The sequence below is a fragment of the Entomohabitans teleogrylli genome (assembly GCF_001484765.1).
GTDB classification, from domain to species: Bacteria; Pseudomonadota; Gammaproteobacteria; order Enterobacterales; family Enterobacteriaceae; genus Entomohabitans; species Entomohabitans teleogrylli.
In genome coordinates, this window is sequence record NZ_LLXO01000041.1 from 1 (window position 1) to 21023 (window position 21023).

Annotated in this window: 27 protein-coding genes and 1 pseudogene; 26 read left to right on the plus strand and 2 right to left on the minus strand. The window is 52.2% G+C overall.

The window, feature by feature from the left end; genetic code table 11:
- Nucleotides 1-509: 509 nt before the first annotated feature.
- The 3 genes and pseudogenes from AQ981_RS28685 to AQ981_RS28590 all read left to right on the plus strand — a co-directional run.
- A pseudogene (locus AQ981_RS28685) lies at nt 510-811 on the plus strand (IS66 family transposase); the annotation flags it as partial.
- 53 nt (nt 812-864) lie between these two features.
- Entirely contained in the window at nt 865-1038 is a 174-nt protein-coding gene (locus tag AQ981_RS28585) for an IS66 family transposase (RefSeq protein ID WP_420809800.1), read from the plus strand.
- The gene (locus tag AQ981_RS28590) at nt 1026-1169 is read left to right on the plus strand and encodes a transposase domain-containing protein (RefSeq protein ID WP_058914183.1); all 144 of its coding nucleotides are present in this window, start codon (nt 1026-1028) and stop codon (nt 1167-1169) included. The genes AQ981_RS28585 and AQ981_RS28590 overlap by 13 nt, the downstream gene beginning before the upstream one ends.
- Before the next feature lie 188 nt (nt 1170-1357).
- Here the strand turns inward: AQ981_RS28590 and AQ981_RS23445 are convergent, their stop codons facing one another.
- A complete protein-coding gene (locus AQ981_RS23445) occupies nt 1358-1690 on the minus strand; it encodes a helix-turn-helix domain-containing protein (RefSeq protein ID WP_058914184.1) in 333 nt (110 codons plus the stop codon).
- Nucleotides 1691-1815: 125 nt separating this feature from the next.
- On the opposite strand from AQ981_RS23445, the gene AQ981_RS23450 reads away from it, so the two are divergent.
- Nucleotides 1816-2067, plus strand: coding sequence for a helix-turn-helix domain-containing protein (locus tag AQ981_RS23450; RefSeq protein ID WP_058914185.1), 252 nt, complete (start codon nt 1816-1818; stop codon nt 2065-2067).
- A 379-nt stretch (nt 2068-2446) separates the two neighbouring features.
- Here the strand turns inward: AQ981_RS23450 and AQ981_RS23455 are convergent, their stop codons facing one another.
- Entirely contained in the window at nt 2447-2758 is a 312-nt protein-coding gene (locus tag AQ981_RS23455; RefSeq protein WP_154675980.1) for a chorismate mutase family protein, read from the minus strand.
- Between the two features lie 596 nt (nt 2759-3354).
- On the opposite strand from AQ981_RS23455, the gene AQ981_RS23460 reads away from it, so the two are divergent.
- From AQ981_RS23460 to traH, 22 genes are all read left to right on the plus strand, one after another.
- Nucleotides 3355-4098 (plus strand): helix-turn-helix transcriptional regulator, encoded by a 744-nt coding sequence (locus AQ981_RS23460; RefSeq protein WP_058914187.1) that lies wholly within the window; start codon nt 3355-3357, stop codon nt 4096-4098.
- A 90-nt stretch (nt 4099-4188) separates the two neighbouring features.
- Nucleotides 4189-4401: a TraY domain-containing protein gene (locus tag AQ981_RS26480; protein WP_071609000.1), complete on the plus strand. Its 213-nt coding sequence runs from the start codon at nt 4189-4191 to the stop codon at nt 4399-4401.
- A gap of 78 nt (nt 4402-4479) precedes the next feature.
- Nucleotides 4480-4692, plus strand: coding sequence for a TraY domain-containing protein (locus AQ981_RS23465; protein WP_058914188.1), 213 nt, complete (start codon nt 4480-4482; stop codon nt 4690-4692).
- A 272-nt stretch (nt 4693-4964) separates the two neighbouring features.
- Nucleotides 4965-5357: a type IV conjugative transfer system pilin TraA gene (locus AQ981_RS23470; RefSeq protein WP_058914189.1), complete on the plus strand. Its 393-nt coding sequence runs from the start codon at nt 4965-4967 to the stop codon at nt 5355-5357.
- A gap of 20 nt (nt 5358-5377) precedes the next feature.
- A complete protein-coding gene (traL, locus tag AQ981_RS23475) occupies nt 5378-5683 on the plus strand; it encodes a type IV conjugative transfer system protein TraL (RefSeq protein WP_058914190.1) in 306 nt (101 codons plus the stop codon).
- 14 nt (nt 5684-5697) lie between these two features.
- Nucleotides 5698-6270 (plus strand): type IV conjugative transfer system protein TraE, encoded by a 573-nt coding sequence (gene traE, locus AQ981_RS23480; protein ID WP_058914191.1) that lies wholly within the window; start codon nt 5698-5700, stop codon nt 6268-6270.
- Nucleotides 6251-7015, plus strand: coding sequence for a type-F conjugative transfer system secretin TraK (gene traK, locus AQ981_RS23485; protein WP_058914192.1), 765 nt, complete (start codon nt 6251-6253; stop codon nt 7013-7015). Before traE ends, traK begins: the two co-directional genes overlap by 20 nt.
- Complete coding sequence (locus AQ981_RS23490; RefSeq protein WP_058914193.1) at nt 7002-8360, plus strand: TrbI/VirB10 family protein; 1359 nt, start codon at nt 7002-7004, stop codon at nt 8358-8360. The genes traK and AQ981_RS23490 overlap by 14 nt, the downstream gene beginning before the upstream one ends.
- Nucleotides 8361-8401: 41 nt before the next feature.
- Nucleotides 8402-8944, plus strand: a complete 543-nt coding sequence (gene traV / locus AQ981_RS23495; RefSeq protein WP_071609001.1) for a type IV conjugative transfer system lipoprotein TraV — start codon at nt 8402-8404, stop codon at nt 8942-8944.
- A 1-nt stretch (nt 8945) separates the two neighbouring features.
- Nucleotides 8946-11567, plus strand: a complete 2622-nt coding sequence (gene traC / locus AQ981_RS23500) for a type IV secretion system protein TraC (protein WP_058914195.1) — start codon at nt 8946-8948, stop codon at nt 11565-11567.
- Nucleotides 11543-11938 (plus strand): type-F conjugative transfer system protein TrbI, encoded by a 396-nt coding sequence (gene trbI / locus AQ981_RS23505; RefSeq protein ID WP_071609002.1) that lies wholly within the window; start codon nt 11543-11545, stop codon nt 11936-11938. Before traC ends, trbI begins: the two co-directional genes overlap by 25 nt.
- Nucleotides 11939-12030: 92 nt before the next feature.
- Entirely contained in the window at nt 12031-12654 is a 624-nt protein-coding gene (traW, locus tag AQ981_RS23510) for a type-F conjugative transfer system protein TraW (protein WP_058914197.1), read from the plus strand.
- Nucleotides 12654-13640, plus strand: a complete 987-nt coding sequence (gene traU, locus AQ981_RS23515; RefSeq protein WP_058914198.1) for a conjugal transfer pilus assembly protein TraU — start codon at nt 12654-12656, stop codon at nt 13638-13640. Before traW ends, traU begins: the two co-directional genes overlap by 1 nt.
- 13 nt (nt 13641-13653) lie before the next feature.
- Nucleotides 13654-14262 carry a type-F conjugative transfer system pilin assembly protein TrbC gene (trbC, locus tag AQ981_RS23520; RefSeq protein WP_249226378.1) on the plus strand — a complete coding sequence of 203 codons (609 nt, stop codon included), beginning with the start codon at nt 13654-13656 and terminating at the stop codon, nt 14260-14262.
- Entirely contained in the window at nt 14259-16076 is a 1818-nt protein-coding gene (gene traN, locus AQ981_RS23525; RefSeq protein WP_058914200.1) for a type-F conjugative transfer system mating-pair stabilization protein TraN, read from the plus strand. Before trbC ends, traN begins: the two co-directional genes overlap by 4 nt.
- A complete protein-coding gene (gene traF / locus AQ981_RS23530; protein WP_249226379.1) occupies nt 16073-16843 on the plus strand; it encodes a type-F conjugative transfer system pilin assembly protein TraF in 771 nt (256 codons plus the stop codon). Before traN ends, traF begins: the two co-directional genes overlap by 4 nt.
- Before the next feature lie 12 nt (nt 16844-16855).
- Nucleotides 16856-17152: a hypothetical protein gene (locus tag AQ981_RS23535; RefSeq protein ID WP_058914201.1), complete on the plus strand. Its 297-nt coding sequence runs from the start codon at nt 16856-16858 to the stop codon at nt 17150-17152.
- A 57-nt stretch (nt 17153-17209) separates the two neighbouring features.
- Nucleotides 17210-17431, plus strand: a complete 222-nt coding sequence (locus AQ981_RS23540; protein WP_058914202.1) for a type II toxin-antitoxin system CcdA family antitoxin — start codon at nt 17210-17212, stop codon at nt 17429-17431.
- Between the two features lie 242 nt (nt 17432-17673).
- Nucleotides 17674-18135 (plus strand): helix-turn-helix domain-containing protein, encoded by a 462-nt coding sequence (locus AQ981_RS23545; protein WP_058914203.1) that lies wholly within the window; start codon nt 17674-17676, stop codon nt 18133-18135.
- Entirely contained in the window at nt 18135-18710 is a 576-nt protein-coding gene (locus AQ981_RS23550) for a PIN domain-containing protein (RefSeq protein ID WP_058914204.1), read from the plus strand. The genes AQ981_RS23545 and AQ981_RS23550 overlap by 1 nt, the downstream gene beginning before the upstream one ends.
- 388 nt (nt 18711-19098) lie before the next feature.
- Nucleotides 19099-19614 (plus strand): type-F conjugative transfer system pilin assembly thiol-disulfide isomerase TrbB, encoded by a 516-nt coding sequence (gene trbB / locus AQ981_RS23555; RefSeq protein WP_121500726.1) that lies wholly within the window; start codon nt 19099-19101, stop codon nt 19612-19614.
- A gap of 37 nt (nt 19615-19651) precedes the next feature.
- Nucleotides 19652-21016, plus strand: coding sequence for a conjugal transfer pilus assembly protein TraH (gene traH, locus AQ981_RS23560; protein ID WP_058914205.1), 1365 nt, complete (start codon nt 19652-19654; stop codon nt 21014-21016).
- Nucleotides 21017-21023 lie beyond the last annotated feature (7 nt).

A 21023-nucleotide genomic window follows, 5' to 3' on the forward strand; every position in this document is an offset into this window, starting at 1 on the left:
ATGGAGGCAGGTCAGACGGCAGAGTTTTTCCAGCGCGACAAGTAGTACCTGTCACTTCCGCGAGTCAAAAAAATGATGTAATTCATCCAGCATAATCAGTACGCATCGGCCAGTCTGGGGTCAGTTTGGATATAGAGAATTATTGTACTATAAGGGCTTCCCCGGCATGTCAACGCCGGTGTTTACGGTTTCTGTCTGCACTACAGTTAAAAATAAAGGGAAGAGACTGCGGTACTATAAACGGCCATAATGAATCGTCATCGATTCGGACCCTGATGAAAGACACGCGTGAGGCTCTTGTTCGTTAAGCGGATACGTATATCCTGTACAATAATCAGATATACCTCACGGGGTCTAACCCTTTATCATCAACAAGTTGCAGGTCAGATGGTTATACTGCTGCTTCGTGCTTTAGCTGGCTGAGTACAACCTGAAATCATCAGCGTAATGCAATGATGCCCAGCACAGTCTTGCATTCTTGGCTGCGATGGCAACAACAGCGCGCCAGTAAAGTGCATGCCGACGACACGCCGGTGAATGTACTGGCGCCCGGTCAGGGTAAAACCAGTACGGGCGGCTGTGGGTCTATGTTCTTGACGATCGCAACGCCGGTTCGACTCTGCCGGCTGCGGTGTGGTTCTCCTGCTCTCCCGACCGCAAAGGTATCCATCCATAGCAACATCTGGCGGACTACAGCGGTATCCTGCAGGCCGATGCATACGCGGCAACTCTCTTTATGAAAATGGCACATGCCCGACGTAAGATCCTCGATGTTCACGTTCGCCATCCAACGGCGGTAACAGCAGAAGCGCGACTGACCGTCAGGGAAGCCAGAAGTGTACCGTTGATGCAGTCGCTGTACGACTGGATACAACACAGATGGGCACGCTGTCGCGTCACTCAGATACGGCGAAAGCGTTCGCATACCTGCTGAAACAATGGGATGCACTGAACGAATACTGCCGCAATGGCTGGGTGGAGGTAGACAATAACCTGTGTGAAAACGTCCTTCGGGTGGTGGCGCCGTGTACAGTCTGATCGGTAGCTGTAAACTCAACGGCATTGAACCGGTAGCCTGGCTGCGCCACGTGATCAGCGTCATCAACACCTGGCCTGCCAACCGCGTGAAAGAGCTGCTGCCCTGGCACGTCCCCCTGCCTGTAAACTAATTTTTACCCCACGTCCCTGATGGGGCGCTTACGATTTGGTTTATGCCTCGCCTGCAAGTTGGGTGGTAAGATAGCGAAAGGGAGCTATCTGGTGAATGTAGAAGGTGTTGACGTGGCGCTGGAAGGGCATAAAGTAAACGACGGTTGTCATGGGGCTGTAAACTGGTTACCCTGGGGGATCTTTCGGATCAGTCACTCTCTTTATCTGCGTGGCACAAAGCAATTATTTCCGTTTTTACATGACGAGTCATTTGCTTCCAGTGCATCAGTAGCGTTGCCAGTTCGTCATCATCAGCATAAAAATAGGCAACAGGAACATCAAGTGCAGCAGCCAATTGATGCAAAATGTCTATATTTGCCTGATGTACACCTTTCTCGTATCGATTGATACGTGTACTGGCAACAAACTCGTCTATCCCTGCCAGTATGCCGAGTCTTTTCTGTGAGAGACCCTTGGTCAGGCGGGCCGATTTCAGCCGCTCACAAAAGATCTGTTGGTAATCAGCAGATGTGTTTTTCATAGCTACGATATTCGTAGCTTTTTGTTGCTCCCGATACTACGAAAAACGTAGCTTTAGGTCACATATTCTTCTAACGCTTCTGTTACAATATCTGCATATGAGCTGCACACTGACAGGAGAATATCATGACCAAAGCCAGGGACTGGGACTCGATAGATATTATTGCTGGCTTACGTAAGAAAGGTACGACTCTGGCCGCGGTATCCAGGGAAGCAGGTTTAAAGTCAGATTCACTATACAATGCGATATTCCGCCCCTGGCCAAAAGGTGAATTCTTGATTGCAGATGCATTGGGTATTCATCCGTCAGTTATCTGGCCCAGCCGGTATTTTAAGAGAGGGGTCTTAGTTGACAGGAAAGCCAGAATTCGAAAATAATCTCTGCAATCTGTTATCCGGTTATTTTCCTGTCCTGCAGGCGGAACTTGGGTGACTGGTAATCCTGAAGACTTACCGATTCTATTGCCAGGGAAACGGGTAGATAATCTTATTAGCACGTCTTTTAATGACAGTTTTTGTGACGAGTGTCTGAATTATCACTGACTGGAAGCCAGGGAGAGCAGTGACTGCAGAAATTTAATAGATAAAGTGTCGACTCATCGTCAAATAACCAGGCTTCGGAGGAATTTATCCGAAGCCTGCAAAAAGCTGTAATTTTTCCCGCTTAAGCGAACTGTTTACTTTAAAACTCATCCGGCATGTTAACTTTGCCAGTGGAGGATAGTGATATGTATTAGTCCGCTCGGGAGTTCTTATTTTATTGTCTCAGCAAACGATGATACCGTTCTACAGAAGTTTCAAGAAACTCTGTTGTTTCCCGGGCCTCTGTACATCCATCGAAATCCGGCTTGAGATTTTTATCTTCACAGAGCTGATGAAGACGTGCTCTTTGATTGACCAGAGCTAAGACAGTAAAATATTCGAACACACATTCGTCATATGACTCATACAGAACAGGGGCAATCTTTTCGCATTGGCGCACTATGAAATTTTTGTATGCCATGATCTCGCTCTGTGAACTTGCAACTGAGCTAAACATAATTGCGAGGATAAAAATAGTCTTTTTCATAATAACGCATCCATTCTTCAAGCTGTAAAATTTCATAATCAGCATTATTAACCCTATGAAATGAATGATCAATTTCAATCTAACGATTTGTGATGTTTATTGTAATTCTGAACTCAAAAATGGATGAGATGGTGAAATCACCCTGATCACTGTATTTCTGCAACACCATTTTTCATGAGTTGCAAGCTTGTTCACACCAGAATGTTGAAATAATTCAGGTCCGAAGTGATATCTTGTGTGTGAATGTGCTCACAAAAAAGTGAAGAGGTCCTGGGTTGTTAAAATGTCTCATCTATTGATAAATAGATAACGATCGTTGTGATCTCTTACTGGTTTATTTTCTTCATAAAGCTGAGTAATACAGCATATGAAATTCTACTATTATTTGTAACTCTGAGGATTTATTTGATATGAGATGGATGATAATTCTGAAAATCAAAGTATACATTTAGGTAATAAGTGGTAATTAAGTGAGAGTTTGATATATTAATAAATGCGCGAAATGAATTCGTGCTAAAAATTTGAATTGCGCCCATGTGAGAAGTAGACGCTTCCCACATGGGCTAACCACAAACCAACTTATAGGGAGTATGGTTATGGCTAGTCACGATCCTATGGATCTTAACGCTAGATCTCAAGCCTTTTACAGAGATTTTTATCTCCATCACAGACAATCTTGTGATGCCTGGTACATAAAAGATACAAATGGCAACTATATTGATGCCAGTGTCAACTTTCTTTCACGCTTTGCCCCCTCAGGTACAACACCTGTCACAGGTTTTTGTGACTCAGATCTTTTGGCTGTATCGGGTAAAGACTTTGAACTAATGAGAGATTTTGAATCTCAGTCTGTTACAAATGATAATGAAGTTACTCTTTTTACATATGGGTATTTTTGTGATGATAGTAATATAACGGCATTCATTCTCAGGTTGAAACCTTTTACTTTTGATAATCAAAAGGGGGTTGTTGCTTTTATCAATGATATTCATAATGCCAGTCAAATTAATCGAGATTCGTGGTTATCGGTAATCATACCTCCTGATAGCTCTGAATTTTTTATATCATATAAAGAATATAGTGATATGAATCCTCAAACCATGGTCACAGAGAAGGAGTGGGAGGTTGTATGGTTGACAATAAATGGAAAGTCTACAAGATGGATTGCGGAATATCTGGATAAACCGAGGCAAGTTATAGAAACCAGAATGAGAAATGCATATCTGAAGCTAAGAGTATTTGATCACAAAAGTCTACTCTACATTGCAAATCATTGCTCATGGCATAAGTTTATTCCCGAAAATGTTTTTAACGACACAGCAATCGTCAGGCTTAGTTGATACTGTTTATAAAAACAGTGGGCACCTGCCTACTAGACACCATTATCAGATATGAAATAATTCCCCATGCTAACACCATGGGGATTTTTTATGAGAGAAACTAAAGCACCAGGCAGACCAAAATCTATTTCTGTTGTTCTCACCGCTGAGGCTAATCAACGCCTGTCTGATGCAGCGAAGAAAGCAGGACGTTCCCGACAACTTGAAGCCATGCTCCGCATGCATGACCACCTGAAGAAATTTCCAGAGATTAATGGAGATTACTGGGAAATAACGTCAATGACTGAAAATTCTGAAATGTAATTATAGGGGGGCAGTTGCCCCCCTAGACAGATTATTTTTTTCTGTGAGAATTGCCACGTGAACATCAAGGGGATTTTTATGAAAGAAAAAAAAGCGCCCGGTAAACCGAAGTTTATTTCTGTCGTACTCACCGCTGAGGCTAATCACCGTCTTTCTGATGTAGCCAGGAAAGCCGGTCGTTCCCGACAGCTAGAGGCTATGCTACGTATTCATGATCACCTTAATAAATTTCCGGAGATGAATGGCGATAATAGAGAAATTATAAAAATGACTGAAAATTCTGAAAGGTAATTAAACGGAAGCACGAATAACACTGTCGTGCTTTCTGCTGTACCTGAAATTTATCCCTTACGGGATAACACTCCGGTTTTTCATCACAGAAAAACTGGTGGGATTCTTTTGCCTTTTATTTGTCGGTGGCGTTTGCCTCCATGACAGGATTGACACCCTGGGGCGGTAGCGTACCTGAAACCAGATATCCCCTCGCTGTTTCTGATGGCAGGAGCAGCGCGGGCATATTTGCCCGGTTTCTGTATATTTAATCAACTAAAGGAATAATGGATATGTCAGAACTGTCTGTTCTTAACACTATCAATATTGATTCGGGCAAGGAAAAAGGACTGCTGTCCCGTCTGTATTCGGCAGCAAAATCATTACCCCGTGTCGCGAACCATAAGGTAGCCAGGACGCTGTTTAAATATGTCGCTATGCCACTGCTTTTGTGGATGGTGGCGAAAGGGTATGCCCGCGCGGATGACCTGGCTGCACCAGGTAAAGAAGATGCTGCGGCGACCTTCGGTGAAGACTCCACCATGATGTACTACTTCATGCTGGCGGAAGTCATCCTGGTATTCCTGCTCTATCTGCGTAACCACAATCCGGCCACGTTCCTGCTGATCCCGGTGTTTATCGTGGTCACCAAAGTGGTGTACTCCATTGTGGCTTCGCGTTCCTGATTTCCGGGGGCTGAAAAGCGATGAACGAGGAACGAAATAAACGCTTTCGCTTTCCTCAGACGCTTTCAGAGCAGATCCGACCCGTTGGCCTTCCACTGGATGAAACGGTAGCCCTTTTTGGCCCCATGACCTGGGGCCTTTACGAGGGACAGTACGTTGCTCCGCTTGTGGTGTCGGTTCTGCTCTGGGTTGCGCTGAAGCATTTCAAAAAAGGGAAGGGGAGCAGCTGGCTGTTTAACGCCTGCTACTGGTATCTCCCCGGATCATTGTTCAACGGTATGTATAAAGTCATTCCGGATTCATCCTTCCGGCTCTGGCTGCGCTAAAAGGAGTCTGCACTATGGAGCTGAAAGCTCACCGCTCCGCAGCCCGTTTCACCTCGCTGATTTTCATTATCCTTCTGTTCCTTCTGGGACTTAGCCTGACCGGCAATATTTTTGCCTGGATGCGTATTGATGTACTGATTAACAGTAAGCACGAGACCTATATCCCGATGTTTTTTGACCGTCCGGTCACGCTGTCGCGCAACCAGGCTGACGCTAACTATCTGGAGCAGGTGGCGGAATCACTGGTATTCCTGCGCTACAACGTGTCACCGGAGTCCGTTAAGGCAATGCATGGCTCCCTGTTGCGTTATTTCGACACTGAGCAGCGCACCACGATGAAAGAGGTCCTCGACGGGGAGGCAGAGCGGATCATCGGCAGCAATGTCACCTCAGCATTTTATCTGTCGGGCATGGATACATGGCCGGACAGGGGCGTGGTGGATATTCATGGCACGGTGCAGACCTGGATTGGAAGCCGTAAATCCCTGCCGGAAAAAAAGACCATCCGTCTGGAACTGAAGTACCGCCGGGGACTCACCACCATTCAGTCGTTTGAGGAACAGGTTGATGAAAAGAAAAGGAATTAGGCTGCTGCCGCTGGCGGTACTCTGCCTGTTCGTCCGGGCCGAAGGTGCAGCATCAGCGACCCTGCCGGTAAAAGTCCCTGTGTCAGAGGATGCCCAGGTCCGGGTGGCGCTGAGTAATACCAACCCGAACATGATAGTGGTACCCGGCGATCGAATTACCGGTATCGACAGTGCCCAGGGCATGTTCCTGAATGACAACCGCGGGCAGAGCGGTAGGGCGAACGGCGGCGTGGTGCTGATGACGGCGCAGACCGAACCGTTTACGTTTTTTATCCGCACAGAGGGTGGTCTGGTGGTGTCACTTATCGGTGTACCGCAGAAACGGGATGGTCGGGTGCTGCATCTGGTATCGGATAAACCCATCCGGCATCAGAAAGCGGTTCACTGGGAGCAGTCCCATCCGTATGTCACTACCCTGACGGCCATTCACAAGGCGGCACTGGCCGGTCTGGTACCGGACGGATTTAAGGCGGCGCCGGCGACCGCACTGCCGGCATTCTCACTGCCTGGCGGGATGGCTGTGCAGTCGAAAAAAATGTGGAACGGCGGCAACCTGCGACTGTTCCGGCTGGATATCCGCAATAACACCGCTTTCTCACTGGCGATACCTGAGCGGCTGTTTCAGGCATCCGGAGTGAGGTCGGTGATGGTGTTTCCTTACAGTGCGACACTGATGCCATCCGCCACGGCACAGGTCTGGATAACCGTCAGCAACAGGGAGGAGGGGAAGCATGGCCAATATTAACGTACTGACCCGCCGTAAGCAGATGGTGGTACTGATTGCTGTGGCGCTGGGACTGAGTGCCATTGGCGGGGTGGCCTGGTATATCGGGCAGCCGGTAAAGAGTAAACCCTCAGAGAAGACCCGTGCAAAGCCAGTCCCGAAGCTGACGGGTACTGTTAATTCTTCTTCATTTGACCGCAAGGTCAGCCAGACCGCTGTGGCCGATTTACAGTACACCGCCACAGAGGCGGATAAAAAGCTGAAGGCCTTTGATTCGCGACTGAAGAAGATGGAGAGCGAGAACAGGGCGCACCGCGAGAAAATTCAGGCACAGGAAGAAGAGCTGAAACTGCTGCAGACGCAGCTGGAAATCGCGCAGCAGAACGGTCCGGTGGACAGCGGCGCGCTCCAGCCTTATGGCGGGACGCTGCCCGTTGGTGGTGCCGGCAGTCCCGGAGGGACAGGGGCTGCTCCCGGTGCGGTTCCGCCTCCAACAGCGTTTTATCCTCCCGGTGGCCTGCCGGCGAATCAGACCACCTACAACATCAATCCGCAGGTCCGTCAGGGACTCTCTTCAGTGACCATTGATTACGGTGACGAAGAGGATGCCGCGTCGGAACTGCCGTATCTGCCGTCCGGAAGCTTTGCCCGGGCCATGGTCATTGAGGGTGCTGATGCCAATGCATCGGTGACGGGCAGCAGTTCACCCTCTCCCATGCAGTTCCGTCTGACCGGTAAGGTGATGATGCCCAACGATGAAGAATATGACCTGCGAAGCTGTTTTGTAACGGCAGCGGCCTACGGGGATATCTCCAGTGAACGGTCGCTGGTACGTACTGACCGACTGTCGTGCCGGGTTAATGGCAAAACCATCGATCAGCCGTTCAAGGGCCATGTCTCGTTTATGGGGAAAAATGGTATCCGGGCTGACCCGGTTATCCGCAACGGCAAGCTGATTGGTTACGCCTTTGCCGGTGGCGCCGTCGATGCCATGGGGTCTGCCATTTCCAGTATTGGCTCCACGACCGTGGGACTGGGGGCTGCGTCCACGGTCAGTGGCGGCGATGTTGCCCGGGCAGGCCTGGGGGGCGGTGTCGGGCAGGCCGGAAAGACTCTCTCTGACTACTGGATCAAGCGGGCCGAACAGTTTCATCCCGTTATCCCTGTCGGGGCTGGTGTCGAAGTGACCGTGGTTTTCCAGGAAGGATTCCAGCTGGAATACGCCGGGGCGAAGAAAAAAGCCAGGCCGGCGCCGGTCAAAGAGGCCGTTAACAGCGGAATATCCATTACCCGTGAGGCTCTGAGAGAGCTGAATCTGGGTGACATTGTCAGTCCCCAGGGGCAAAAAACCGGCGGCGCCGGATGATGGAAATCTCTGCTCTTCAATCCACCACTCAGGTTTAAATCATGTTCAGACAACTGTTACCTCTTACAGCAGGATGCCTCCTGCTGACCGGCTGCGCCGGTATGAACTCCGAGTTTGACTGTAATGTCACCGCGAAAGACCGCTGTATGACGATGGAAGAAGCCAACCAGAAGGCCCGGGCCATCTCTGTGGGGGACGCGACTGTATCGTCAGGAAAACAGTCGCCTGTGACAGCACTGCCCCGACAGCCTCTGGTGCCGGTATCACCCTCACCGGTGACCGGTATCCAGGCGGCGAACCGCGCCGCAGGTGTTACCACAGTGAGTAGCAGGCAAAGCGACTGGGCTGTCCCTTCAGCTTCTCCGGTAGCGCGTACAACAACCTCACCGGTCACGACCACAGGCTCCACGTCCCCGATGCCGCCAGCCCATTTCTGGAGTGATATCGGTATGCAGCCACCGGTCCGGGTACAGGACACCACGGCGCGACTGTGGATTGCCGGCTGGATAGATGAAGATGATGTGCTCTACCAGCCCTCGGTGGTCTCTTTCGTGGTGGAGCCGGGACACTGGTCGGGGAGCTGATATGGCATTTATGGATGAAATGCTGCGCCGCCTGATGACGGACTGGCGGCGCCCGGAGGGCGCTGCAAAGGCCGGTGACATGCTGGAGGATATGGACTATCCCTCCTTTGTCAGTCTGCTGCCATACCGGCACTTTGATTCTGAGTCCGGGCTGTTTGTGAATGACAAAACCGTCGGCTTTATTCTGGAGTGTACGCCGCTCATCGGCGGCAACGAGCAGATTGTGGATGCGCTGGATAACTTCCTGCGCAACAAGCTTCCACGCCAGAAACCCCTGAGCTTCCTGCTGCTGGGCAGCAAATGTATCAGTGACATGCTTGACCACGGGCTGGCGGATTTCAGCTGGCAGGGCGAAATGGCGGAGAAGTTTAACGCTATTACCCGGGCGTACTATGAGCAGGGAGCGCTGAGCGGACTGGCTAACCGTAAAGGCTATCCGCTGTCCCTGCGCAACTACCGTCTGTTTATCAGTTATGCCGAAGAGCATAAACGGGTGGATGAGGCTGTGGTGCAGTCCCTGTCCCAGACCCTCAGCGTGGTCCAGCAGTCGCTGTACTCCGCCAGTATGAACGCCGATGTGCTCAGTAAAGCGGGGCTCATCGGTCTGGTGCGGGAACTGGTGAACTTCCGTCATGACCAGATAACCTCCCCGCCTGATGATACCGATCCGTATGAGGAACTGAATACCCAGTGCGCGGAGCGTGCCATCAACCTGAAGGTCGAGCCGGACAGTATTCGTCAGAGCCTGGCAAACCGGGACGGCACGCGTTCCGCCACCCGTATCATGAACTTCATGCTGGAGAAGAACCCTGAGCAGTTCTGCCTGTGGCAGGGGGGCAACAACCTCAGTAATCTGCTGGACCCGGCGTCGTCGGTTCCCTGTCCGTTTGCCATCACCCTGACGGTGGAGGTGGATGAGCAGGCAAAAAGCCAGAACGAAGCCGTGCGCAAGTTTGCCACCAATGACAAACGGGCGAACTCGGCGTTTGCGAAATGGGTACCCGGCGTGAAGGATGCCGCCCGGGAGTGGGGAGATTTACGCAGCCGGCTGTCAAAGGGGCAGTCGGCACTGGCGCGTTACAGTTTCGGTATCACCCTGTTCTGTGAGGACGATGATGAAACGGCGCTGATGAGTGAGCTGGCGCTGAACAATACCTTCAATGCCAACGGACTGGCGCTGGCGCCCCCCACCTTTATGCAGATGCGTAACTACCTGTCCCTGTTCCCGTTCATGATGCAGGAGGGGCTGTGGGGTGATATGCGGCGCAGTGGAGCCACCCTGCGGGCTGAAGCCTTCAATGTGGCGAACCTGCTGCCGGTGGTGGCGGATAACCGAATCAGTCCGGCTGGCCTGCCTATCCCGTCTTACCGTAACCAGCTTTCCTTCCTTAACCTGTTTGATACCACGTCCGGCCTCGGAAATGACAATTACAACCTGGCCGTCTGTGGGACATCCGGCGGCGGTAAGTCGTTCCTGATGCAGGCGATTATTCGTCAGATCCTCGACAGCGGAGGTCGTAGCTGGGTGTTTGATATGGGGGATTCCTACAAGGGATTGTGCGCCAATGTCGGCGGGGTCTATGTGGATGCCACGGAACTCAAGTTCAACCCGTTTGCCGGGATCGTCGATATCGTGGAGTCTGCCGAGAGTATCCGCGACCTGCTGCTGGTACTGGCTAATCCGTCCGGAGGCATGGATGACACCTCGAAATCCATTCTGCTCAATGCTGTGCAGGGCGTATGGGAAGGACAGTCACCGAGTGGCCGCTCCGGAAACAACGCGCTGATCGATGATGTGGTGCTGTTACTGCAGCACTGGATAAAGTCCGCCGTCTTTCAGGACGCAGATACTGTTCGTCACCGTATGGAAGAGATTGTGGTGTCGCTGGAGAAATACACCACAAACGGCCTCTACGGGGAATACTTCAACAGTCCTGAGCCGGCACTGGACGATTCAGTACGCTTCTGCGTGCTGGAGATGGGCAAGCTCAAGAATAAGCCAGACCTGCTGGCCGCCATCATGTTCTCGATGATGATCTACGTCGAGCAGCGTATGTATCTGTCGCCGCGTAGCGAGCGTAAAGCGGCCATCATCGATGAGGCCTGGAAGCTGCTGGCCAGCGAGAACAGCTTTATCGGTGACTTTATTGAGAACGGCTACCGTACTGCCCGTAAGTACGGGGGAGCCTACATTACCATCACCCAGGGGATTGAGGACTTTGACGGCGAGAAGGCGAGTCTGGCGGCGCGGGCCGCCTGGAGTAACTCCTCCTTCAAAATCATTCTGCGCCAGAACCTTGAAGCTTTCCGGAAGTACAACAAGACCAATGAAGGGCAGTTTAACCCGGTGGAGCAGGCTGTTATCGAAGGATTTCCGTCAGCGAAGGACAGTCACTTTTCCGCTTTTATGCTGCGTGTCGGTGGGCAGATATCGTATCACCGGCTGCTGCTCGACCCGCTGAGCCGGGTGATGTTTTCCTCTGATGGTGAAGACTTTGAGTTTCGCGAGCGCTGCCTGAAACAGGGTATCTCCCTGCAGGAAACCCTTCTGAAACTGGCCCACCATAAATTCCCCCGCGAAATGGAGAAACTGGAGCAATGGAAAGTTCAGACAAGACATTGAATGCACACCTCACTGGCGGTCGAAAAAAACGCAGCCGCTGTGTGGCAAAGGTGCTCTGGGTGATGGCATTTATTCTGGCCATCAATGCCACAATCACGGCAGTGATGATTCGGGCCATGGAGCCGTTGACCGTCAGTTTTGATATGACCGGGACGGTTAACATATTCATGAAGCAGATGTCGGCCGAATCTCATGATGAGGCAACGACGGAAGCGATGGTGGTCCGCTTTCACCATGCGCTGAATGAGAGCCTGGCAGAGTATCAGTCCCGTCACCGGGCTCTTATTCTGGTTAATCCGGCCGTGGTTACCGGTGCTGAAGATATCACGGACGAGATACAGGAACGTGTGGCCACATTGATGGAAAAATGAAAAGGAGAGGACCATGCCCGATCTGGCAGATGAAGCACAGGACTACATCGAGCAAATGATGGCGTTCAGGGTTCGGGAACGGGGGTTGTAACGTGCGAAAGGTACTTTTCCTGCTGTTCCTGCCGGCCCTGTGTCCGGCAAAAGATTTCGGTGTCTGGGGAGATGTTTACCCTGTGCAGGAGCAGAGCTTTCTGGGCCTGATTCAGGACCGTCTGGGGGCGCTGGAGAAAAGTGGCCGGATGGCGGAGCTGCAGGAGCAGTTCCGGGACCGGGTGGTGGAAAACACCCTGCGGCCGACGGCAGTGCCCGGACTGCTGACCGACACGGAATCTCATACCCACTGGTTTGATCCGACGTTTACCGTGGCGTCCGATATCGCAGACCATGAAGGACAGATTTTTGCCCATAAAGGGAAGACGTTTAATCCCCTCGATACCGTGCCCATGAACAGTACGCTCTACTTTCTGGACGCGGATGACCTGCGTCAGGTGAACTGGATGAAGGCGCAGACGCCGCCCACGTTGCTCTACAAGGTCATCCTGGTGGGTGGCAATATCCGGGAGGCGGCAAAGGCACTGGATACCCGGATTTATTTCGACCAGGATGGCATGCTGACCCGCCGTCTGGGGATACAGTACATCCCCGCAGAAGTCCGTCAGGACGGAAACCGACTGCGTATCACGTCTGCCGCGATGCCGGCGGAAGGAGGCCAGTGATGCGCCGGTTGCTGATGGCACTGACCGTACTGGCCGGCCTGTCTGTGCTGCCCGTCCGGGCGGCTGATCCACTGTGTGACGGCCGCTTTGTTAACCCGATATCGGATATCTGCTGGTCGTGTATGTTTCCCATGACCATTGGTAATGTGCCGGTGATGGCCGGCGCTGAGCCGGATACCGAAAATCCCTCCAGCCCTGTCCAGATTTGCCCGGTGGGGATTTTGTACCGGATCGGACTGGCCATTGGTTACTGGGAGCCGTTTGCCCTGACGGACGTCACGCGCAGTCCTTACTGTATGGTTAATCTGGGCGGTTTTAACCTGACGGTGGACAGGCAGGGCGGTGGGGGCGGAAAACGTCAGGGGGCCGCGACGACCGGAGCGTTCTATCACGTGCACTGGTACAAGTATCCCCTCACCTGGTGGCTGAACATCATCACGGATGTGGGATGTCTGCAGGCCGGCGATCTGGATATCGGTTATCTCTCGGAACTGGACCCGCTGTGGGATGACAGCTCACTGTCGTCCATTATCGCACCGGAAGCGTTTCTGTTTGCCAACCCCATCGCCCAGGGGGCCTGTGCGGCGGATGCGCTGGCCAGCGCGGTGTCAAAACCACTGAATGCCCTGTTCTGGTGTGCCGGCTCTCAGGGCAGTATGTACCCGTTCACCGGCTTTACCTCTAATCAGGCAAGCCCGCAGGCGGCCTCTGTACTGTTGTCTGAGCGGATGGCGTTCAAACTTCACCGCCAGGGGATGATAATGAACAGCGTGGGGCAGAACAACGCCGTGTGTTTTGAATATCCATCCCCGATCATCCCTAAGGACCGCTACCGGTATCAGATGGTCAATATGTACCCCAATCCGTCACAGTGCCACCCCTTTGGTCGCACCGTGATGCGCTGGCAGGCCGGTCATGCCTCGCCTGCCAGCCGGCATAACTTTGGTTACCTCATCTGGCGCAAGCGTAACTGCGTATTTCTTTAAGAGGATGGACCCCGTGAAAACTCTCTTATCCGTTGTGCTGCTCAGCACGACGCTTCTGACTGTCTCTGGTGCGGCCGGTGATAACGCATCCACCCGGGATTTCCTGAATGAGATGCGCGATCGCCGTGCTGCGCTGCGCCAGAACCTGGTAAATCCGGGGGTTCATGTTCCCTCAGCCCTGCCAGACTCAGGGGATGCCTGGATAACATCCCTTCAGGAACAGCACCGCTCACGCCTGTCCGGACCGGAAAAGCCGGCGCCGCAGGTCCTGTATTTCCTGTCTTTTTCCATCCCGGAGGACGGTCTGAAACTGATGCTCCCTGAAGCTGGTTCGCTGGGTATCCCGGCGCTGATCAACGGGCTGATTGATAACGATTTCAGAAAGACCGCCAGTGCGGTCTACCGTCTGACACAGGAGACAAACCGCGGTGGCGTGCAGATAGATCCGACACAGTTTACCCGCTTTGGTATCTCTGCCGTGCCGGCCCTGGTGGTGATGTGTGGTGACCAGCATGATGTGATGTATGGCAATATCCGGATTAAGGCGGCTCTGGAGCGTATCGCAGCACAGGGAGACTGTGCGGAGACGGCGCGTCAGCTGCTGAAGGGGGCGGGCTCATGAAGAAACCGTTTCTGGTCGTTTTGCTGGGCCTGTCGTTCTGTTCACAGGCGGGCAGTGAATATAATGAAGCCTCGAAATATGCCAGCGGCCTGAAAGGCCAGGGAATGGATACGCTGAAGGGCGCCAGCCCGGAGGACATGATCCCCGGCTATACCGCCAGCCCGGAGGAAACGCAGTACTGGGGCGGGACCACGGCAACCGGCAGTGCGGCGCTGGAAAATGCCGGCGCCGGTGCGATGAACACCACGGAGGTCGGGAAAGTCGTCACGGATGTGGTCAGGAACCGTCCGACCGATGAGATATCGCTGGATGCGCCGTTTATCAGTAACGGACTGGCCGTGGTGGAGAATGCGCAGAGCATTACACAGGGTACGGATACCCAGTGTACGCCGGTCAGCGTGGATAAAACGAAGGTTACCACTTACAGCTGTGAGCGCACACCGGGTGCTGAACTGTCCTGTATCCGCACAGCATCCATCGGCGGACAGGAAACGGATATCTGGATCACCGAAGCTTACCGGGTGACAGCTTTTCGCTACAGCGCCCGGAATGGCGGTTTTTATTATGAGTTTCCGGCACCGGCATCCGGCGTGATTCTGTCGGCCGTGCTGCATGTGGACGCCTCCGGCCAGTACCTGATGAATTCCCTGACCACGTTTATGAATACCACATTTAACCTGCTTAACAGCGCCAGCTACACACTGGCGCCGGCAGGCATGTCGGTGACAGAAGGGGACTACTATGGTGCCCTTGCGCTGCCGATGAATGGTCAGGCTAATGACAGTATCTCGTCATTAATTATTGCGGCTTTCAGTGCCGGCAGGAACAGCATGGCCCTGGACATGACCATGCAGGTAAAGGATAAGGGGTTTGAGCCGGTGATTGACTGGGTGGAGTCCTGCCCGTTCGATAAAAGCGAAGAGGTACTGACAAACAGCATTTGCCTGGAGGAAGGTGGAACACGGACAGTTACGGTGGGGGGAACTGAATACCCGGTATACAGCGACTGCTGGAAATATAAGGACGTGTACGTCGCACAGGATACCGACACAGGGACCTGTGGAGCCTATATGAATAACTCAGCCTGCACGCTGTCACGGACCACCTGTCTGGAATCCCTGTCCGGTACCTGCCTGCGTGAACAGGCGGTGTTTTCCTGTGAAACAGCCAGTTCCGGCAATGCCACGCTCTGCGGGACCGAGCTGGTCTGCACTGACGGTAGCTGTGACCAGATACAGAACGATGTATCGGATGATTTTCACCGGGCTGTATCCGGGCTGGCCGCGCTGTCGGCGGCGGGTGAGGATATTGCCGCACTGAACGGCGTGAATGTGGCGGCGTTCACCGGCTCCACGCAAACCTGTCGGCAGGCTGCGGTCGGGTTCAGCAACTGCTGCAAGGACAGCGGCTGGGGTAATGATACCGGGCTGGCCAGCTGTAACTCGGATGAAAAGGCGCTCGGTCACGCCAAAGAGCGCAAGCTGACCATCTATGTGGGTACCTACTGCTCCCGTAAGGTGCTGGGGGCCTGCCTGCAGAAGAAGCAGGCGTACTGCCAGTTCGACAGCAAGCTGGCTAAAATTGTTCAGGAGCAGGGGCGTGGCTGGCAACTGGGGATCGGTTTCGGCAGTGCGTCTTCACCAGACTGTCGGGGGATCACAGTTGAAGAACTGCAGTCCATCAATTTTGATGCGCTCAATTTTGCAGATTTCTATGACGATCTGGAAAATGGTACCACCATTCCGGCTGATCAGGAGCTGATTGACCGGGTGAAAGCGCAGATTGCCGGCAGTCTGCAGGGAGGTAGCCAGTGAAGCGTGGATTTGCCTGTCTGATGATGATCATTGCAGGGAACTCGCTGGCCGGGGAGCGTGTGCCCGTCAGTACCTATGCTGATGATCCGATAGTGGGCTGGCACTGGTATAACGAGCCTCTGCCCACCGAAGCGCCGGAAGAGGAGGACAGTGTGCCACTGACCGCGCTGCCCGCAAACCTGCAGATGTCGCTGCTGCAGAAGCTGGTCAGGGAGCGGCTGAACCGGGCTATCCTTAACCCCTCGACAGAAAACACCGGTGAGTATCTGCGTCTGCAGCAGATGGTCACCACCCAGGCCGGACTGTTCACTAAATCCGCCCAGAAGGCATTGTTGATGTTCCCGGAGCTGGATTACAACATTCAGCACAGCCATTACAACGGGACGGCCACAGTACAGCTGACAGCCGTCCGGGAACGACAACAGGCGGCGGTGCAACAACTCGGTCAGAAGTATGGACTGTTCCTGTTCTACCGTGGCGATGAGGCCATCGATAACCTGATGGCGTCGGTGGTGAGTCAGTTTGCTGCCAGTCACGATCTCTCCCTTATTCCCATCAGCGTTGACGGAAAACGCAGTGACGCCCTGCCACAGACTCGTCCGGATACCGGCCAGGCTGCCAGCATGGGGGTGACGCACTTCCCGGCGCTTTACCTGGTGGCGCCGGATGCCGGGCAGTACCAGCCCCTGTCCTACGGATTTGTGGCCCAGGATGACCTGGCTCGCCGCTTTCTTGATGTGGCCACCGATTTTACCTCCCGGTACTGAAGGATGAACGATATGGACAAAAATGAAGAGCGCAAACAGCAGAACAGTACAGAAAATCTGCTGATGTTTACCGGCATGGCCTTTCTGGTGGCTGGCCCGGTTTTTTTCTTTCTGATGCAGATGGCGATTAACGCCCGTCAGTTTTCTCCGGGGGAAGACATGCTTTATCTGCTGGAGTTTGTGGAGCTGTGCGGTGCGCTGCTGCTGACGGTATCGGGGGCGATGCTGATTGTCAGCGGCTGGATGCTGGCGGCACTGAATGCCTGGCGTGGGCTGCATGGTGGAGAGGGTGTGAGAACAGAAGACTGAATATCCTGTCGGGTACAGATCTTCGTTATATATACAGTCATATGCAGGAGATAAGCGATGTCACCAACACAACGAACCACACAGCGCGTCACTGTGACTATAGAACAGCGATTGCTGAAACGGGCACGTGAGGCAGGGATTAACTTCAGTGCAACGCTCACTACAGCCCTTGAAACAGAATTACGCCGTCGTGCATCACTACAGGGAGGCACGGAAGAAAACATGGACGTGAATCATGACCAGCACAACGATTTCAGTGATCAGTTCAGGTCATTTTGACAGATCATTCACTGGTTATGACTTTCGCAGGCTGGTATGGCGTTTTACGGCACTTGTTTGGTCATCAGACTTCGTTAGCAACTTTCTGTTTCGTTTATTGCGAATTTCGTTTGTTTCGATTATTATTACTTAGATAACGCTTGTCACTACGTTATGGAACTCATCTACTGACGAAATTAATTATTCATTTAGACATACGATTGATTTCGTAACCAATAAGCTAATTATACTGGAATACAGAAATGACACGCTCAATTCTTGATAGCCTAAGCCTTCCAGCGCCAACGGAAATTGAAGCAGCAGTACGGGGGCAAAGGGAGCTTGCTACATACCTGTCTACCAGGCTGGAGACACAAAAGATATCAATCCAGGATTCTGACGACAATTTTCACCAGATTGAACTTCCTACGTCTTCGTTAATGCTGTTGATGACAATCCTTGGAGAATTGGCCGCTGGGAATGCTGTTCAGGTTGTCCCGGTGCATGCAGAATTAACAACACAGGAAGCAGCCAACATTTTGAATGTCTCTCGCCCTTATATGGTGAAACTTCTGGAAGAAGGGAAGTTGCCTTTCCATAAAACGGGTCGTCATCGCCGCGTGCTTTTTGCTGATTTGATGCGATACAAGGCGCAGCGGGATAAAGACAGTATTCAGGCTATGCAGGAGCTGGCAGACCAGGGACAGGAACTTGGATTTTACTGATGAACCATTCACCTTACCCTGTGGTACTGGATGCATGCGTGTTGTATCCATCGTTATTGCGGGATTTACTGATACGCCTGGGATTAACGGGACTGTACCAACCTAAATGGACTGCGGCTATTCATGATGAATGGCAGCGTAATCTTCTGATCAACAGAGCCGATCTAACTCCTGCACAGCTGAAGCGTACTGAGGCCTTAATGAACAGGGCAGTGCCTGATGCGATGGTAACGGGTTATGAAGAGCTTATTGAGGGTATTTCGTTACCGGATATGAATGACTGCCATGTAGTGGCTGCTGCAGTCAGGTGTAATGCCGAAGTTATTGTTACCGCTAATTTGAAGGATTTTCCGCTCGTGTGCATGTCAGATTTTGACGTTGAAGCTCTGCATCCGGATGAATTCATCTCAGATCTGTTTGATCTAAATCATGCGTTGGCCTTATCTGCTGTTCGTGAGCAGCGGGCAAATTTAAAAAAACCGCCTGTAACTGTGGAGGAGTACCTGGAGTCCCTGCTACGGCAAGGTTTGCCAATGACCGTGAAATCTCTTGAAAAGTATCGAACGATGATTTAAAGCTGGTTTGATAAAACGACATTAATAAATTTTTGCCAGCTAAAAATGGTGGCCCAGGGAAAAACTATTAATCTTCCAGTTCTTTTCTTTTTAATCATTGCGTTCCAATAATGACAAATAAAATTTAATCTGATTTTACTCTCCTTTCTTATTATATTTTGAATGTAAGTTACTGCATCGGGAGTTCGATGCAATAAATTTTTGGTACCAGTGTTTTCAAATAAAATTTGAAAGTAAAAATCTTTGGTAGATGGCAGGGTCTGGAATGACTTTCTGAATTTTTTCGAAAATACTCATGTTTTTGATTTTTTATTTTAAAGTTAAATAAAGGAATGTTATGAATTGTTACTACCATTTTATCTTCAGCGGCTCGTTGAGATTGCTTGCTATGAAATTAGTTTCCAGCAGCCTGATATTTATATCATCTTTTATACAGGCTGCCGTTATTGATGAAATCGCAGAGCTTGAAGCATCGAAAAAGCAGCCCCAAAAGAAAGCGTGGTTGGCACCTGTCTTACCTGTAAATCAACCGGATATGCGAACTTATCGCCTGCCTGATGGTTCTGCTATCAATCAGGATGACTACCGGATTGTGCTCTTTATGCAGGCTTCCTGCCAGTATTGCCGACAGTTCGATCCCCTGCTGGCGCAGTACAGCGCACAGAGTGGCTTTCGGGTGTTTCCCTATACGCTGGACGGGCAGGGCGATGCCCATTTCCCGAAAGCTATACCGGCCCCGCCATCCGTGGTTGAGGCCTTTTTTGGACCTGGCCAGCGTAGCATCACGCCTGCCACCTGGCTGGTGAATGTACATACCCTGCAGACCTGGCCACTGACTCAGGGAATGACGGATATGCAAACGCTGCAGCAGCAGATTAATTATTCCCTGATGGGACACCGTTAATTTTTCACTTCTTTTCCGCTTCTTAAAAGGACTCGTTATGAAACCCCGCCGTAATAAAAGATTACTGGCCGCCGTCTCTGGCATTATTTTTTCTGCCAGTGCAACAGCAGGTGTTGGCAGCGACCTGGAAAAGTTCTACAACAAGCTCGGTTTTGAGGCCAATGCGACCGGTGCGGCTGCGTGGCAGGGGCAGGCGGCCGGATATGCGACTGGCGGAAACCTGTTTCTGAGAAACCGGGTAAAGCAGCTGCAGGTGGCTTCCTTTACGCCGCCTTCCCTGACGGCTGGCTGTGGTGGCATCGATGCCTACCTCGGCGCGTTCTCCTACATCAACAGTGAACAACTGGAAGCGTTCATCAAGAACCTGATGGCCAACTCGGCGGGGTATTTCTTTGATCTGGCCCTGCAGACCGTGGTGCCGGAACTGAAAGACGTTAAGGATTATCTGCAGCAGGCCTCATCGTTCGTTAACAACATGAACATGAACAGCTGTCAGGCTGCGCAGGGGATAGTGGGCGGACTATGGCCCCGCACCCAGGAATCACAGAAGTACATCTGTAACAGCATCGGGAATGAAAGCAACCTCTTCTCAGACTGGGCGGCGGCACGCCAGGGCTGTTCAACGGGTGGTCAGCTTGCCAGCACGCTGGGTTCGGCCGGTGAGGAGTATAAGGACCAGGTGATCACGAACAAGAACCTGATGTGGGAGATCCTGAAGAAAAACAGCCTGCTCAGCAGCGATACTGAACTGATGGAGCTGGTAATGAACCTGACCGGTACCCTGATTTATGACGCCCAGGGACACCCCAATGTGATTTACCCGTCAGCGGATAACCACGATCTGGTTAAGGCGCTGATGAGTGGCGGCAGTGTCACCATTCAGCGTTGTACGGCGACCGGTGACTGTCTTTCCGTAAGGGAGGGCGCTGTCACGATCGCTGAAAGCAATGCCCTGCGTCGGAAAGTGGAAGACTCCATTATCAGTATCCAGTCGAAACTCACCTCAGATACGGCGCTGTCTGATGCGGAGAAGGGCTTTATCCAGAGCACCTCGATTCCGGTCCTGCGCTATCTGGTTGACCCGATGCAGTTAAATCTGTCGGTCACTCTGATGACGTCTCTGTCGGATTACATTGCCTACGACATTCTGGTGCAGTACCTGCGTGAGCTGGTCGAACAGGCCCGGGCGCAGATGGCCAGCAAAAACTATCCGGAACCGCAGATGGAGGCGCTGACAAAAAGCATCGACCGCACCTGGGCACAGATCCAGAATCTGCAGAGCCAGGTGCAGGTGAAAAGTGATGCGCTGGCGGAAGTGGAGCGACAGATGGCGTATCTGCGCCAGCAGACCTCAAGCCAGATGATGGAGCGCTATCAGCAGAACTATAACTTCGGACAGTAGGGGGACA

What these genes read in the sequence shown, in the direction of transcription:
- AQ981_RS23445 (WP_058914184.1), bottom strand. Translation starts at nt 1,690, where the DNA reads ATGAAAAACACATCTGCTGATTACCAACAGATCTTTTGTGAGCGGCTG.
- AQ981_RS26480 (WP_071609000.1), top strand. Translation starts at nt 4,189, where the DNA reads ATGAGAGAAACTAAAGCACCAGGCAGACCAAAATCTATTTCTGTTGTT.
- trbB (WP_121500726.1), top strand. Translation starts at nt 19,099, where the DNA reads ATGAAATTAGTTTCCAGCAGCCTGATATTTATATCATCTTTTATACAG.
- traC (WP_058914195.1), top strand. Translation starts at nt 8,946, where the DNA reads ATGGCATTTATGGATGAAATGCTGCGCCGCCTGATGACGGACTGGCGG.
- traV (WP_071609001.1), top strand. Translation starts at nt 8,402, where the DNA reads ATGTTCAGACAACTGTTACCTCTTACAGCAGGATGCCTCCTGCTGACC.
- AQ981_RS23490 (WP_058914193.1), top strand. Translation starts at nt 7,002, where the DNA reads ATGGCCAATATTAACGTACTGACCCGCCGTAAGCAGATGGTGGTACTG.
- traE (WP_058914191.1), top strand. Translation starts at nt 5,698, where the DNA reads ATGGAGCTGAAAGCTCACCGCTCCGCAGCCCGTTTCACCTCGCTGATT.
- AQ981_RS23465 (WP_058914188.1), top strand. Translation starts at nt 4,480, where the DNA reads ATGAAAGAAAAAAAAGCGCCCGGTAAACCGAAGTTTATTTCTGTCGTA.
- AQ981_RS23540 (WP_058914202.1), top strand. Translation starts at nt 17,210, where the DNA reads ATGTCACCAACACAACGAACCACACAGCGCGTCACTGTGACTATAGAA.
- AQ981_RS23550 (WP_058914204.1), top strand. Translation starts at nt 18,135, where the DNA reads ATGAACCATTCACCTTACCCTGTGGTACTGGATGCATGCGTGTTGTAT.
- traN (WP_058914200.1), top strand. Translation starts at nt 14,259, where the DNA reads ATGAAGAAACCGTTTCTGGTCGTTTTGCTGGGCCTGTCGTTCTGTTCA.
- AQ981_RS23455 (WP_154675980.1), bottom strand. Translation starts at nt 2,758, where the DNA reads ATGAAAAAGACTATTTTTATCCTCGCAATTATGTTTAGCTCAGTTGCA.
- AQ981_RS23470 (WP_058914189.1), top strand. Translation starts at nt 4,965, where the DNA reads ATGTCAGAACTGTCTGTTCTTAACACTATCAATATTGATTCGGGCAAG.
- AQ981_RS23535 (WP_058914201.1), top strand. Translation starts at nt 16,856, where the DNA reads ATGGACAAAAATGAAGAGCGCAAACAGCAGAACAGTACAGAAAATCTG.
- traK (WP_058914192.1), top strand. Translation starts at nt 6,251, where the DNA reads ATGAAAAGAAAAGGAATTAGGCTGCTGCCGCTGGCGGTACTCTGCCTG.
- AQ981_RS23460 (WP_058914187.1), top strand. Translation starts at nt 3,355, where the DNA reads ATGGCTAGTCACGATCCTATGGATCTTAACGCTAGATCTCAAGCCTTT.
- traU (WP_058914198.1), top strand. Translation starts at nt 12,654, where the DNA reads ATGCGCCGGTTGCTGATGGCACTGACCGTACTGGCCGGCCTGTCTGTG.
- AQ981_RS23545 (WP_058914203.1), top strand. Translation starts at nt 17,674, where the DNA reads ATGACACGCTCAATTCTTGATAGCCTAAGCCTTCCAGCGCCAACGGAA.
- AQ981_RS23450 (WP_058914185.1), top strand. Translation starts at nt 1,816, where the DNA reads ATGACCAAAGCCAGGGACTGGGACTCGATAGATATTATTGCTGGCTTA.
- trbI (WP_071609002.1), top strand. Translation starts at nt 11,543, where the DNA reads ATGGAAAGTTCAGACAAGACATTGAATGCACACCTCACTGGCGGTCGA.
- traH (WP_058914205.1), top strand. Translation starts at nt 19,652, where the DNA reads ATGAAACCCCGCCGTAATAAAAGATTACTGGCCGCCGTCTCTGGCATT.
- traL (WP_058914190.1), top strand. Translation starts at nt 5,378, where the DNA reads ATGAACGAGGAACGAAATAAACGCTTTCGCTTTCCTCAGACGCTTTCA.